12 protein-coding genes are annotated in these 14,422 nt (G+C 67.5%); 4 read left to right on the top strand and 8 right to left on the bottom strand.

From position 1 onward, the window contains the following. The first annotated feature begins 101 nt into the window (after nucleotides 1-101). The 3 genes from metE (at nucleotide 102) to ACKY0W_RS05805 (ending at nucleotide 7,709) form a co-directional block, all read left to right on the top strand. Nucleotides 102-2,387 carry a 5-methyltetrahydropteroyltriglutamate--homocysteine S-methyltransferase gene (gene metE, locus ACKY0W_RS05815; RefSeq protein WP_409436767.1) on the top strand — a complete coding sequence of 762 codons (2,286 nt, stop codon included), beginning with the start codon at nucleotides 102-104 and terminating at the stop codon, nucleotides 2,385-2,387. Between the two features lie 73 nt (nucleotides 2,388-2,460). Next, nucleotides 2,461-3,351: a mycobacterial-type methylenetetrahydrofolate reductase gene (locus tag ACKY0W_RS05810; protein WP_409436766.1), complete on the top strand. Its 891-nt coding sequence runs from the start codon at nucleotides 2,461-2,463 to the stop codon at nucleotides 3,349-3,351. Nucleotides 3,352-3,683: 332 nt separating this feature from the next. Next, on the top strand, nucleotides 3,684-7,709 hold the full coding sequence (locus ACKY0W_RS05805; RefSeq protein WP_409436765.1) for an HAD-IC family P-type ATPase: 4,026 nt from the start codon (nucleotides 3,684-3,686) through the stop codon (nucleotides 7,707-7,709). Nucleotides 7,710-7,717: 8 nt separating this feature from the next. Here ACKY0W_RS05805 and ACKY0W_RS05800 read toward each other — a convergent pair whose 3' ends face one another. Genes ACKY0W_RS05800 through ACKY0W_RS05785 form a run of 4 tightly spaced genes read right to left on the bottom strand, consistent with a single transcriptional unit; the run spans nucleotide 7,718 to nucleotide 9,373 of the window. Beyond that, nucleotides 7,718-8,197 (bottom strand): hypothetical protein, encoded by a 480-nt coding sequence (locus ACKY0W_RS05800; RefSeq protein WP_409436764.1) that lies wholly within the window; start codon nucleotides 8,195-8,197, stop codon nucleotides 7,718-7,720. 1 nt (nucleotide 8,198) lies between these two features. Beyond that, entirely contained in the window at nucleotides 8,199-8,549 is a 351-nt protein-coding gene (locus tag ACKY0W_RS05795; RefSeq protein ID WP_409436763.1) for a VOC family protein, read from the bottom strand. A gap of 21 nt (nucleotides 8,550-8,570) precedes the next feature. After that, a complete protein-coding gene (locus ACKY0W_RS05790) occupies nucleotides 8,571-8,843 on the bottom strand; it encodes a GyrI-like domain-containing protein (protein WP_409436762.1) in 273 nt (90 codons plus the stop codon). Next, nucleotides 8,840-9,373, bottom strand: coding sequence for a MerR family transcriptional regulator (locus tag ACKY0W_RS05785; protein WP_409436761.1), 534 nt, complete (start codon nucleotides 9,371-9,373; stop codon nucleotides 8,840-8,842). Before ACKY0W_RS05785 ends, ACKY0W_RS05790 begins: the two co-directional genes overlap by 4 nt. A 64-nt stretch (nucleotides 9,374-9,437) precedes the next feature. On the opposite strand from ACKY0W_RS05785, the gene ACKY0W_RS05780 reads away from it, so the two are divergent. Continuing rightward, on the top strand, nucleotides 9,438-10,316 hold the full coding sequence (locus tag ACKY0W_RS05780; protein WP_409436760.1) for a crotonase/enoyl-CoA hydratase family protein: 879 nt from the start codon (nucleotides 9,438-9,440) through the stop codon (nucleotides 10,314-10,316). 81 nt (nucleotides 10,317-10,397) lie between these two features. On the opposite strand, the gene ACKY0W_RS05775 is transcribed toward ACKY0W_RS05780, so the two are convergent. From ACKY0W_RS05775 to ACKY0W_RS05760, 4 genes are read right to left on the bottom strand one after another with little or no spacing between them, the layout of a single operon-like run. Beyond that, nucleotides 10,398-11,225: a sterol desaturase family protein gene (locus ACKY0W_RS05775; protein WP_409436759.1), complete on the bottom strand. Its 828-nt coding sequence runs from the start codon at nucleotides 11,223-11,225 to the stop codon at nucleotides 10,398-10,400. Nucleotides 11,226-11,229: 4 nt separating this feature from the next. Then, nucleotides 11,230-11,946 carry a FadR/GntR family transcriptional regulator gene (locus ACKY0W_RS05770; protein ID WP_409436758.1) on the bottom strand — a complete coding sequence of 239 codons (717 nt, stop codon included), beginning with the start codon at nucleotides 11,944-11,946 and terminating at the stop codon, nucleotides 11,230-11,232. Between the two features lie 58 nt (nucleotides 11,947-12,004). Beyond that, complete coding sequence (locus ACKY0W_RS05765) at nucleotides 12,005-13,741, bottom strand: DUF3556 domain-containing protein (RefSeq protein ID WP_409436757.1); 1,737 nt, start codon at nucleotides 13,739-13,741, stop codon at nucleotides 12,005-12,007. Between the two features lie 41 nt (nucleotides 13,742-13,782). Then, complete coding sequence (locus ACKY0W_RS05760) at nucleotides 13,783-14,340, bottom strand: TetR/AcrR family transcriptional regulator (RefSeq protein ID WP_409436756.1); 558 nt, start codon at nucleotides 14,338-14,340, stop codon at nucleotides 13,783-13,785. Nucleotides 14,341-14,422: the final 82 nt, after the last annotated feature.

Raw genomic sequence — 14,422 nt, 5'->3', positions numbered from 1 at the left:
CTCGCGGAATGGGCGTCTGGTTTTGAGGGTTATAGTGCTTTATATATAGGCACGGGACCGGATCAGCTGGGCGACTGCTGGCGTTGACCCACCCTCGTCAATTGAAGGATCAAATCGTGATCGCTCAACCCTTTACCGCCACCGTTCTCGGCTCACCTCGTATCGGGCCGCGCCGCGAACTCAAGCGCGCCACCGAAAGCTACTGGGCCGGCCGGATCGGCCAGGACGAACTGAAGACGGTGGCCGCCGGCCTGCGCCGCGACACCTGGGCCCAGCTGGCCGCCGCCGGGCTGGACTCGGTGCCGGTGAACACGTTCTCCTACTACGACCAGATGCTCGACACCGCGGTGCTGCTGGGCGCACTCCCGGCGCGGGTGGCCGGCGTCGCCGATGAGCTGGACCGCTACTTCGCCGCAGCCCGGGGCAACAAGGACATCGCCCCGCTGGAGATGACGAAGTGGTTCGACACCAACTACCACTACATCGTTCCCGAGATCGGCCCGGACACGAAGTTCTCGCTGAACCCGGCCAAGGTGCTCTCCGAGCTCGCCGAGGCGCAGGAGCAGGGCATCAACGCTCGTCCGGTGATCATCGGGCCGGTCACCTTTCTGCTGCTGAGCAAGGCCGTCGACGGTGCGGACGCACCGATCGCCCGCCTTGATGAGCTGACCGACATCTACGCCGAGTTGCTGGGCAAGCTGGCCGACGCCGGCGCGCAGTGGGTGCAGATCGACGAGCCGGTGCTGGTGACCGACATCTCCGCCGACGCCCCCGCGTTGGCCGAGCAGGTCTACAACCGTCTCGGCGGGCTGAGCAAGCGGCCGTCGATCTTCGTGGCCACCTACTTCGGTGACCCGGGCGCCGGGCTGCCCGCCCTGGCCCGCACTCCGGTCGAGGCGATCGGCGTCGACCTGGTCTACGGCGCGGACACCAAGATCGCGTCGGTGCCGGAGCTGGCTTCCAAGACGCTGGTCGCCGGTGTGGTCGACGGCCGCAACATCTGGCGCACCGACCTGCAGGCCGCGCTGGCCAAGCTGGCGTCGCTGCTGGGGAGTGCGGAGGCTGTTGCCGTATCGACGTCGTGCTCGACGTTGCACGTGCCCTACTCGCTGGAGCCCGAGACCGGCCTGGACGACGCGCTGCGCAGCTGGCTGGCGTTCGGCGCCGAGAAGGTGACCGAGGTGGCCACCCTGGCTCGCGCCCTGCGCGAGGGCCGGGACGCGGTCGCCGCGGAGATCGCCGCGTCCAACGCCGCGGTCGCCTCCCGCAAGTCCGACCCGCGACTGAACAACGCGGCGCTGCGCTCGCAGATCTCCAAGATCAAAGAGGCGGGCATCCAGCGCGGTTCGGCCGAGGAGCGTCGCGCCGCTCAGGACGAGCGACTGCACCTGCCGCCGCTGCCGACCACCACGATCGGCTCCTTCCCTCAGACCGTGGAGATCCGCAAGGCCCGTGCCGCGCTGGTGGCCGGAGAGATCGACGACGCGGAGTACACCAACCGGATGAAGGCGGAGGTCGCCGCCGTCATCAAGCTGCAGGAAGAACTCGGCCTCGACGTGCTGGTGCACGGCGAACCGGAGCGCAACGACATGGTGCAGTACTTCGCCGAGCAGCTGGACGGCTTCTTCGCCACCAGCAACGGCTGGGTGCAGTCCTACGGCAGCCGCTGCGTGCGCCCGCCGGTGCTGTTCGGCGACGTCACGCGGCCCAAGCCGATGACGGTGGACTGGGCCACCTACGCCCAGTCGCTGACCGACAAGCCGGTCAAGGGCATGCTCACCGGTCCGGTCACCATCCTGGCCTGGTCGTTCGTCCGTGACGACCAGCCGCTGGCCGACACCGCCTACCAGGTGGCGCTGGCTATCCGCGAGGAGACGGTGGATCTGGAAGCCGCCGGCATCGCGGTGATTCAGGTAGACGAGCCGGCCCTGCGTGAGCTGTTGCCGGTGCGCGACGCCGACAAGGCGGCCTACCTGGACTGGGCGGTCGGATCATTCCGGATGTCCACCTCGGGTGTCTCGAATGCGACGCAGATCCACACTCACCTGTGCTACTCGGAGTTCGGCGAGGTGATCGGGGCGATCGCTGATCTGGATGCCGACGTCACCTCGATCGAGGCGGCCCGCTCGCACATGGAGGTGCTCGACGACCTCAACGCGATCGGCTTCTCCAACGGGGTGGGCCCGGGTGTCTACGACATCCACTCGCCGCGGGTGCCGTCCACCGACGAGATGGCCACGTCGCTCCGCGAGGCGCTGGATGCTGTTCCGGCGCAACGTCTCTGGGTGAACCCGGACTGCGGCCTGAAGACCCGCAAGACCGACGAGGTGACAGCATCGCTGGCCAATCTTGTTGCGGCGGCTAAGGAAGCCCGCACCGGCCTGTGACCTTCTGACATGTTGCGCCCCAGAGCGATTTCTGGGGCGCAACATGTCCATTCCATGAGATCGGAGTCCCCTGGTGCCGTTGAACACCATCGCACTGGAATTGGTGCCGCCCAACACCGATCGCGGGCCTGAGCACGCCCGCGAAGAGGCATACAAGGTTCTACAGCTATCCGAGCAGGCGGGTATCGCAGGCCGGATCGGGCACGTCATGATCCCCGGGTTGATCCCCGAGGATGACGGTCGGCCGGTCGAGATGAAACCCAAACTCGACGTATCCGACTTCTGGTCGATCATCCACCCCGAACTGCCCGGCGTACGCGGACTGTGCACGCAGGTAACCGCATTCCTCGACGAGGCGGCGCTGCGGACGCGCCTTGTGGACCTGCGCCGGGCCGGGTTCGACGGAATCATCTTCGTAGGTGTCCCCCGCACGCTGAACGACGGCGAGGGCGGCGGCGTCGCACCCACCGACGCGCTGTCGAAGTTCGACGACCTCGTCGACAACCGGGGCGTCATCCTCATCCCGACACGGGACGGCGAGCGGGAACGCTTCGACTTCAAATGCGACCGGGGCGCCACCTTCGGAATGACGCAGCTGCTCTACTCCGATGCGATTGTCGGATTCCTCCGCGACTTCTCCGAAGTCAGCGACCACCGGCCCGAGGTCCTGTTGTCGTTCGGCTTCGTGCCGAAGATGGAGTCCAAGGTCGGACTGGTCGATTGGCTGATCCAGGACCCGGGCAACGAAGCCGTCGCCGCCGAGCAGGCCTTCGTGCGGACACTGGCCGCGGGCGAACCCGACGTCAAACGCCGCCAGTTGCTCGACTTGTACAAGCGGGTCATCGACGGCGTGGCCGATTTGGGCTATCCGTTGAGCCTGCACTTCGAGGCTCCCTACGGTATTTCGAAACCGGCATTCGACACCTTCGCCGAGATGCTCGCCTACTGGTCGCCGCACGCCTGAACCCGGCCCGACCCCGGGCCACGCAACTGCGCGCTCGATCTACTCCGCCAGATCCACTGTGGTGCACAGCATTCACCGGCATTTCAAGTAGGGTCTCGCCGGTGTTCAGCTGAACGCTGCCTACCGGACCTACCTTCGAGCGTGAAGGGGAGTAGTTCCTACCCGCCACACCTGTGGCGGATGTGAATGGTCGTCAATACGGCGGGTTCCACCCGCCCGGTCATTCAGCGGACCCAGGACTTTCGCGAGCGAGACCTTCGGACGATTGACCATGTCGACCGAAGGCTCCGCAGGCTTTCCTTGCAGATTCGGTCGCCGAGCGAAGGAGACCGATGCCCCCCTCGATACCTGCCCTGATCGACGACGTCGAACCGGCAACCGACGAGCCTCTCGATACGATCACCGTCGTCGAGAGCCCCCTGATCGACGACGACCTCGACGACGACGTCGCCGACGGTCCCACACCCCGCGCCACCCCCGCACCCGGCGACGGGCTGTTGGCGGTCTCCACCGCGGCGATGGCAGGTATCAGCGCCGTCGGCTTCGGCATCGCGCTGGCCGGGCGCGTCCTGCGCGTTCCCCGTCTGCCGGCCAGTGTGCAAGGCGCCGTGGTCGCTTTGGACCACCAGCCGCGGCTGCGCCGACTCCTCGAGGAACGCATCGGTAAACGCGCAACGGACACTGCCATGGGGCTGGCCTCCACCGCCGCCAACGCGCTCGCCGTCGCCCCGTCGATTCTGGCGATCGACCTGGCGATCAACACCTTCAAGGCAGCCGAAACGCGCGCCGACGCCCGGGCATGGTCCCGGCGCGAACTGGCCCGCCCCACCACCGGATCCGAGACGCAGTCAGCCGCACGCCCGGTACCTGCCCCGGTCGGCCCAATCGAACAACACCTGCAGCGCGGCACCTGGGTTCAGGCGATCGGCGCGGCGGCGGTCGGCGCGGCCAGCCGCGACCCGAACCTGGCCGGCAATGCCGCGTTGGTCGCCGTGCCGAAAGCCGCCCGCTCCACGCAGGAATCGTTCGCGGCGACACTGGGTCGCGGACTGGCCAACAACGATGAGGCGCTGCAGATCGACCCGGACAGCCTGCGCCGATTGGATCGGATCGATGTGGTGATTCTCGATCCGCGAGTGCTGCGCAGCGAGTCGTTGCGCTTGGTGCGGCTTCGGGGTGGCGACGAGAAGGATCTGACCACCTGGGAGCGCGCCCAGGCGATGTTGGCGGCCGGCGACCTGCAGCCCGGCTGGCGCCCCGTGCCCGGCACACGCCGCGGCAAGGGGCGCGCCGTCACCGAGGCGCTCTTCGCCCCGGCACCACATCCGCTGGCTACCGCGACGCTCGCCGAGACACAGCGAGCCGACGTACAGACCATCACCGTCGACGACTCCGTCGGTCTCGGAGAGCTGCGGCCCGCGTTCGACGAAATCGCACCGATGACAGGCGATTCGATCGACGAGGCACTGCTCGACGCGGTGCACGACTACCAACAGGAAGGCCACACCGTCGCGGTGGTTTCTTCGGCGGCTGCCCAGGCACTGTCGGCGGCCGATCTCGGGGTGGGCATCCTGCCCGACGACAGCCACTCGCAACCGCTGGAGGCGGACCTGATCGTCGATGACCTGGCCGGGGTGTGGCGGATTCTGCATGCCCTGCCCGCGGCGAAGGCGGCCAGTCGCCGCGGCGTCGAATTGTCCGTCGGCGCTTCGGCGATGGGTTCCCTGCTGCTGATTCCGACCGTCCGGGGCCGCGGGCCCGAAGCGGTGGTCTTGGGCGCGGCGGCGGGTGTAGCGTCCGGCTACTGGTCGGCGCGCAAGGTCGTCAACGCACCGCTGCCCCGGCCGGTTCCGGTCGACGAGTGGCATGCCATGTCGGTGGAGCAGGTGCGTGACGCACTGAAATCCGCAGAGCCCACCTCCGCCCCGCGCATTGCCGCGGACACCGAACGACCCGTGATCTGGCAATTCCTCGACGCGGTGCGCGACGAACTGTCCGACCCGCTGACCCCGGTGCTGGGACTGGGCGCCACGGCCACCGCGATACTGGGCTCGCCCATCGACGCCCTGCTGGTCGGCACCGTGCTGGCCAGTAACGCCGTGCTGGCCGCCGGTCAACGGCTGAGCGCCGAGCTGCGGCTGAATCGGCTGCTCGCCGACCAGATCCCGCCCGCCTGGAAGGTGACGATCCGGCCCGACGGTACGCGCGAACGCGTGCAGGTGCTCCCCGAGCAGTTGCAGCGCGGGGATCTGATCGAGGTGGGTCCCGACGACGTGGTGCCGGCCGACGCCCGCGTCATCGAGCAGGAGAAGCTGGAGGTCGACGAGGCGTCACTGACCGGGGAGTCGCTGCCGGTGACCAAGCAGCTCGACGCCACCCCGGGCGCAGAACTGGCCGAACGTCGCTGCATGCTCTTCGCCGGCACCACCGTGGCCGCCGGGACGGGCCTGGCGTTGGTGACCGCGGTGGGACCCGACACCGAGGTGCGGCGCGCCGCCGACCTGGTCACCAGTCGACACGGCGACATCGGGCTGGGCCACCAGCTCGGCCAGATCACCAACCGGACCTGGCCGCTGAGCCTGGTGACCGGCGGATTGGTCAGCGCGCTGGGGGTGCTGCGCGGTACCCGGCTGCAACAGGCGGTGGCCCAAGGTGTTTCGGTGGCCGTCGCCGCCGTCCCCGAGGGTATGCCGGTGGTGGCGACACTGGCTCAGCACGCCTCGGCGCAGCGACTCACCAAATCCGGTGTGCTGGTGCGGGTGCCACGCTCCGTGGAGGCCCTGGGCCGCGTCGACGTGGTGTGCTTCGACAAGACCGGCACGCTCAGCGAGAACCGGCTGCGGGTCACCGAAGTGCGCACGGCATCCGAACATTCCCGCGACGAGGTGCTGCGGTGCGCGGTACGTGCGACGCCGTCGGCGAAGGGGCAAAGCCATGTGGACGCCACCGACGCCGCGATCGTTGCGGCAGCCGAGTCGGTGCCGGGTGCCATCGCATCGGGGGCAGCCGACGCCCATCTGCCGTTCCGATCGGGGCGGCCGTTCGCGGCATCGGTGTTCGGCACCGAGTTGACCATCAAGGGTGCACCCGAGGTGGTGCTGGCGGCCTGCGACGACGTCCCGGCTGACATCGACGACGTGGTGGAACAGCTTGCCGACGAGGGACTGCGGGTGCTCGCGGTCGCACGACGTGAGCTCAGTCCCGCTCAACTGCAAGCGCTTTCGGCCGATCCCGACGATCCCGAAGCCCAGCTTGCTGCCATGGCCCGCCAATGCGCCGACGGGCTGACCCTAGTCGGATTCGTCGGCATCTCCGACACCCCGCGCGCTGGGTCGGCCGGCCTGCTGGCCGAGCTGCACCGCCGGCAGGTGCCCATTCGGATGATCACCGGTGATCACCCGACCACCGGTCGCGCGATCGCCCGCAAGATGGGCTTGCAGCTGACCGCCGACCAGGTCATCACCGGCTCGGAATGGGAGACGCTGTCGGGCAAGGAGCAGGAGCGCGCCGTGGCCGAGCGGGTGGTGTTCGCCCGGATGTCGCCGGCGAACAAGGTGCAGGTGGTGCAGGCGCTGGAACGCAGCGGCAAGGTGTCGGCGATGGTCGGCGACGGCGCCAACGACGCCGCCGCCATCCGGGCCGCCACCGTCGGGATCGGGATCGTCGCCCAGGGCAGCGACGCCGCCCACACCGCCGCCGACGTGGTGCTGCTCGACGGCCGCATCGAGACCCTGCTGGATGCGCTCAACGAGGGCAGCCAACTGTGGCAGCGGGTGCAGGCGGCGGTGGCGGTGCTGTTGGGCGGCAACGCCAGCGGCGCGGTGTTCGCGATCATCGGCAGCGCGCTGACCGGTCAGGCACCGTTGAACACCCGCCAGCTGCTGCTGGTCAACATCGTGACCGATGCGTTCCCGGCCACCGCGCTGGCGATCAGCCAACCGCGTCGCCCGATGCCCTTCGGGGGGCGCGGGCCCGACGAGAAGGCATTGTTGCGGGCGGTGGCGGTGCGTGGCACGACCACGGCCAGTGCCACCCTCGCGGCGTGGTTCATGGCGCGAGCCACCGGCTTTCCGCGACGCGCCTCCACGGTGGCGCTGGTCGCGCTGGTGACCACCCAGCTGGGCCAGACCCTGCTGGAGTCGCGTTCCCCACTGCTGCTGGCTACCGCGGGTGGGTCTTTCGCGGCGATGGCGCTGTTGATCAGTATCCCGGGGATCAGCCAGTTCATGGGATGCACGCCGCTGGGTCCGATCGGTTGGGCCCAGGCGCTGGGATCGGCGGCGGTCGCGACCACCGCGGCGGGCATCGCGCCCCGCTTCCTCGCGCGTACCGAGGCGAAAGACGCTGTCACCGCCTGACACCGGATTCAGCGGCGGCGGGCGAGATACTCCTGCTTGAGCAGCCAGGTGCGCCCGTCGTCGCTGCGTTCGTCGCGCCAGCGAAACGAGTCCGGCCCGATGTCGCGGAAGCTCCATCGGATGGCGGAGCCGTCCGGCAGCGTGCCGTCCTGCACGATCCCGTCCGCGTCGGCCGTGCCCAGTTGGTGCAGCCGAAGTCCCAGTTGCGGTTCGGTCCACTGGATGTGCCAGGCGTCGATAGCCGGGTCGTAGACGCGCAGTGTGGTCCCGTGAAAGAGAGTTTCGGCGTGCCAGACGTCCTGGACGGCTCGCCCGTCGAGCACCCAGTCCGCGACCATCCAGCCGGAGACGTGGCGGGTGCCCTCGTCGCCGAACCAGGTGATGTCAAGATCCCAGCGGCCACCGACCAACCACCCGTAGCGGGCCATCGCGTCGCGATGTTCGGCGGTTGGTCCGGTGGCGACCAATGCGTTTGTCAGCAAAGACATGTCAGGCCGCCACGATGTCGAACTCGTTGCCCTCGGGGTCGGCCAGGGTGGTCCACCGGTAGCCGCCATCGGCATGGTCGGCCAACCGGGCGGCGCCGAGTTCCAGGGCCCGCTCGACCGCGGCGGCCAGATCCGCCGCGACGAGGTCGAGGTGCACCCGGTTCTTGACCTGCTTGGCTTCTGGCACCTGCACGAACACCAGGCGTGGGGGCGTCTGCGCGGAGATGCCGACTGAGGCGATCGCGGCGCTGGCTCCGTCGTCGACCGGTCGGGCCAGCAACTGCGACCAGAACCGCGCCAGCTCGCCGGCGTCGGCGCAGTCGAAGGTGACGGTGTGCAGCGTGATTTCCATGGGTGAACTCCTTGTCGTGGGTCAGGATTTGGTGCGAAAGATCGGCCAGCACACCTCGGTGCGATGCGCTGTCTCGTCGTCGGTGTCGTAGCCGGACACCAGGTAGTGCTCGCGGATCGGTCCATCGACACCCAGTTCGCGTTCGGCAACATGGGTGCCCAGCGCGGCGTAGGTGCGGTCCAGCTCGCCGAACGCCCCGCGGTGCACGGCCACCGCCAGTTCCGCCGCGGGAATCTCCAGCGTGTGCACCCTGCCCCGGGCCGTCGCGGCGCCCACCGGTCGGAACGCGATCACCTCTCCCCCGCCGGCTTCGAAGAACTCCGCCGAGTACAACGCACGCGAGCCCCGGGGGCGTCGACGACCGCGGCGTCGAGCTCGGAGAACGCCTGCGTCCACCAGTCGTCGATGTCTGCCATCGCCACCTGGTCCACGACCGCGGCCGCCAGCGTCGCCGGCACCGACCGGTAGGTGACGTCGCAGGCATCACCGGAGTCTTCGAGCAGCGCTCGCAGCGATTCCACGCTGGCCTGGGTTTGCGCCAGGCGGTCCTGGAGCCGTTGCAGGTGAGCCACGATGGCCCGGTTGCGGTCGGTGACCTGTTCGGCGCGGACCACGTCGGTCAGCTCGTCGAGCGGCATGCCCAGATCCCGCAGCCGGCGGATGACTTGGGCGATCGGCACCTGGTCCGGGCTGTAATAGCGGTACCCCGACGACGGGTCCACCTGCACGGGCGCCAGCAGGCCGCGCTCGTGATAGAGCCGCAACGCCTTGACGGTCAGATAGGTCATCCGGGAGAAGTCCCCGATGGGCAACAGTGTCGGCATGCGCTCCAGTGTCGAATCTCCCCCGGGGGCAGAGTCAACAGATCGGTGCAACTAGCCTCGGTTGATGGAGTTCAACACGCTGCGCCACGAGGTCGAAGACGGCATTCTCACCGTGTACCTGGACCGACCGGACAATCTCAACGCGTTCACCGTCGAGATGGCCGAGGAGCTGGAACGCACCTTCGTCGAGGTCAACGACGACGACGCCGTTCGCGCGGTGATCGTCACCGGTTCCGGACGCGCCTTCTGCGCGGGGATGGACCTGTCCAGCTCGGGCAATGTGTTCGGACTCGACGAGTCCAAGTCGCCGTCACTGGCCGCCATGGCCGATCTCGATGATCCGGAGCTGGCCCGGGTCCGCGACACCGGCGGGCGGGTGACGCTGGCGATCTATGGCTGTCGCAAGCCGGTGATCGCCGCGGTCAACGGTGCGGCGGTCGGGATCGGCGCCACCATGATGCTGGCGATGGACGCCCGGCTGTTTTCGACAAAGGCGCGGTTCGGTCTGGTGTTCGGGAAGTTGGGCATCACCCCGGAGGCGTGCTCGACGTGGTTTCTGCCCCGGATCGTGGGTGTGCCAACGGCGTTGGATCTGCTCTACCGCGCCGACATCCTCGACGCCGAGGGGGCGCGCGCCTGTGGGATCGCGCAGTCCCTCCACGAACCAGAGACGCTGCTGGCGCAGGCGCGGGCGCTGGCCGACGCCTGGACCAAGGGGCGTTCGCCGGTCTCGTTCGCGTTGATCCGCCAGATGCTCTACCGCAACTCCGCGCAGCCCGACCCGGTCGAGGCGCACCGGGTGGACTCGCTGGCGATGTTCTACACCAGCATCGGCGACGGCGCCGACGGCGTGCGCGCCTTCCTGGAGAAGCGCGACGCGCAGTTCACCTCTCGGGCGTCGGCGATGCCGCCGTTCTACGACGAGTGGGTCAAGCCCGTATAGCCCGCACACCTGCCACCCTCCCCCATCTCCCGTCGAGCGTGAAGCCAACTTCACGGTCGACGAGTGGGTCCAGCCCGGTTCCTAACCGGTGGGCTGCCATCCCGGGCCGCGAAACAGGTGGCCCCACGCCGCACGCCAACTGCGGGCCGCGCGGATGTCGCGCCAGATCGCGACGTACTCGTGGGTGGCCACCCGCACCGGATTGAACGTGTCGATGTTCTTGGTCAAGCCGTAGACCACGCGCTCGTCTTCGGGCTGGAAGGTACCGAACAGCCGGTCCCAGACGATGAGGATTCCCCCGTAATTCTTGTCGAGGTATTGGGCGTTCGCCCCATGGTGCACCCGGTGGTGTGACGGGGTGTTGAAGATGAATTCGATTGGTCGCCAGAGCTTGCCGACCCGCTCGGTGTGGATGAAGAACTGGTAGAGCAGGCTGACGGACTGTTGCAGCAGAATCATCCACGGGGCGAAACCAACGAACGCCAACAGGATCCAGAACGGCACCGCGGTGAACGGCGTCCAGGTCTGGCGCAGTGCGGTGGACAGGTTGTAGTGCTGACTGGAGTGGTGCACCACGTGGCTGGCCCAGAACACCCGGATGGTGTGGTGGGTGCGGTGATACCAGTAGTAGGCGACGTCGTCGGCGACGAACAGCGCGATCCAGGTCAGCGGGTTGGCCGCCGGCAGGTGAACCGGGGCCAGCAGGTAGACGCCACTGAAGACCGCCAGCACCACCAGCTTCCAGCCGATGTTGATGATCACGTTGCCGATGCCCATCGAAAGGCTGGTGCCGGTATCGCGTAGTTCGTAGCCGCGCTCGTCGTCGTCGGGGCGCACGACGAACGACACGGCTTCCAGGATCAGGCAGAGCACGAAGACCGGAATGGCGTGCGCGATGAGGTCGAACATGCGGCTAGTCCTCTCCCTCGGCGCCGGCCTGGCAGGCCGTGACGAACCGGGTCAGCAGCTCGTCGGCGAGGCGGTACGCGGCGTCCTCGTCGGCGGCGGCGATAGCGGCGGCCAGGTCGATGTGTGCGCCGCGGTCGGCGAACTCGGCGGCCCCCAGCGCATAGATGGCCTCGCGTCCCATCTCGTCGTAGGCGGCGACCAGGGTATTGAGAGCCAGCCGATAGGCAATATTGCCGGACGCGTCAATTACGGCGATCCAGAACGCCAGGTCGGCGTCGCTGACCTCCGTGAGATCCCCGGCGGTCGGGTATTCCGCGGCGGCCGCGATGATCGCGGCCCGCTGCTGCGCCGAGGCGTTCCGCGCGCACAGGCGTGCGGCGTCCGCAGCGATCGAGCGCCGCATCACCGCCACGTCGCCGATGATCTGGCGTGCCGGGATCGCCCCGGCGACGGCCAATCCGGTCAGGGCATCCAGGCCGGCGCTTTGACGCCAGTCCAGCACCCGGGTCTTTCCACCGTGGCTGATCCGGACCAGTCCCGCCTGCTGCAACCGCTTGAGCGCTTCGCGGACGGCATGCCGGTTGACCTGCAGGGTCAGGGCCAGTTCGCGTTCCGACGGAAGCGGCTCGCCGGCGGGCAGGCGTCCGGTCAATATCTCTTCGACAAGCCGCACGAAGATCGTGTCGGAGAGTGCGGTGCGGGAGATGGGCGCCAGATCCATGGTCTACATCGTCAGGCACCCCGCCCCACTGGTCAACTGGTTGTACCAGTTATCTGGGTCACATCGCGGCGGGGCGATCGACGTAGATCGGCAGGTCGTCCTGCCAGGGCTGACGCACCACCATGTCCGCCACTTTCACGTGGCCACGTTCAAACTCACCGGTGGCGGCATCGACCAAGCGATACTGCTGGGTTTGTCGCTGAATCGGCTGCGCGTCAAGCATCACGATGCGCACCTCGCCCGGCTCGAACCCGCAGCGCTTCTGTAGCGCGGCGACCAGCTGCTCGTTGCTGAAATGCCCATCACCGAAATTCCATCCGAGAGCGGTGCTGCAGATTCGCTCGCCGTCGGTCAGGACATAGTCGTCTTCGTTCTGATCAGCCATGGCACGGTGGGCCAGGGCAAACAGTGCGCGGCCGTGCGTGTTGAAGGCGCGGAACGCGTACCCCATGTACATCGGGATCTGCGCCGCTTCTTTGCTGCCGTAGAACTTCTCCAATTGGGCGGCGGGCATGCTGGCGATCGACACGATTCCCTCGGCGATCTTCGCGTCAGCTGACGGCTTGATGCACCACAGCGTGGTATCCCAGTTGCCCGCGTAGTAGCGCATGCCGGGCAGGAAGGACACCTTGCGGGGGAACAGATTCCCCAGCACGACGGTCCCCGCGACGACGGCCAAAAGCAGTATTGGCAGGGGTGTCGTCATATCCGTCAGCCCGACCCCGGAATGACCGACGAACAGCGCCAGCACCGAAAACATCATGAAGACGTTCCATTCCAGCGGCACGCCCATCGGAATCGCGGACAGGATGCCGAAGTGGAAGCACAGCATGACGAACGCGGCGATCGCCGTGGGCCAGCCGCCGTGACTGAAGAACAGCACCAGCGGGACCAGTCCCTCGATGACCGTGCTGAAATGCGCGAGCCAGCGCGAACGCCAGCCCGGACGGAGATCGTCTGGAAAGTGCTCGAAGAACTTGCGTTTGATGAACCGCGGTCGAAACAGCGGGTTGTTGCTCATCATCGTCGAGATGACGAATGGGAAGTGTTTGTTGAGCTTGGATGTCGCCGCGCCCAACCAAATAACCAGACAGACGAGCTTGGCGCCCAGGATCAGATCGACGCCGTAGCCGGCGAACAGGAACGCGACGGTGAACGAGGCGTATACCTCACCGCGGGCAGCCAAGAACACGACCTTGTCCCGCAGACCCAGCACCGCCAGCACGATCAACACGGCCCAGATCTGCCACGCCGGCAGCACCCCGACCGTCGTTCCCAGAGCGGGCACCGGGCCGGTTCCATCGGAAAAGAGCGCGATGATGAGCAGCACCAGTAGCGCGCCGTAGAGCAGCGCATCGAACGGCGTTCGGCTATCACCCTTCGTCAACGGAATGCGGCTCGGCCACGGCGGGAGCCGAATAGTGCCGGGTCGCAGCCAGTACAGGATCGAGCCCATCGGCGGGAAGAACCGATTGTTCAGCGGTCCGAACCCGCAGCCCAGGCCAACGACCTCGAACAACATCGTGTACAGCACGACCTTCTCGAACACGATGGGCTCGGCGTACCAGTGCGCGACATTGGTGAAGCCATCGATTCCCGTGGTGGTCAGCACCAACAACCAGGCCGCCAGAACATAGACCGCGATCTTGACGACGTAGAACAGGTGCAGCAAAACCGGGGTACCGAAACCGACTTCGGCCCAGTGCCGCGCCATCGGCATGATCTTCTCGGCGCGGGTGCCCTTGCTCCATTCCTCAAAGTCGATCTGCGGGGTGTCCTGCTTGAGAAATCCCATGACGGTCAGATTAGAACGCGTTCTAGAAGTTCGGGTCGCGATCAACCATTCGTGTCGAACGCCGGGGCTACGAAGCGCTCCAGAATCTGCCGCTCGGCCTCGGCGTCCTCGACCGGCCAGCACAACAGCGACAGCACCACCCGCACGACCCACTGCGCGGCCTCTCGGTCGTCCTCGCTCAGGCCGCTGAGATCGCGGGCGAAACCGGCGACCATGGGCGATGCGGCCAGTCGAGTCATCTCCTGTGCGCCGCGCACCGAACCGACCATCGGTTGGACGAGCGGATCCGAGCGGATCCGATGCAGTGCCGCCGCTATCGCGACCACCACCCGTTCGGCCCCGCTGCGCCCGGCGACCGCCTGCCGCACGGTGTCCACGATGCGTGCAGCCGACCGGGCCAGAACGGCATCGCGAATCTCGGCCTTGCCGCCGGCATGCCGATAGATAGTGGCCCGCGAGCAATGCACCCGGGCGGCCAAGACGTCGATGTCCAGGGCATCCAACCCGTCGCGAACCACCAGATCAGTTGCGGCGGCGTAGATGCGTTCGGCACCGGCGGTACGGCGGTCTTCGCCCACCAGCCAGTCATGCCCCGTCATCGCAAGCTCCCTCCGCCTGGAAACTTTATCTCAGCGTGAGACAGAAAACGACCAAATTCTCACCGGGTCTGCAGGTCCGCGG

It is taken from the genome of Mycobacterium sp. SMC-14 (assembly GCF_046250075.1).
GTDB lineage: Bacteria > Actinomycetota > Actinomycetes > Mycobacteriales > Mycobacteriaceae > Mycobacterium.
Note: the sequence above shows the minus strand (reverse complement) of the source record. Positions and strands in the feature narration are given on the sequence as shown.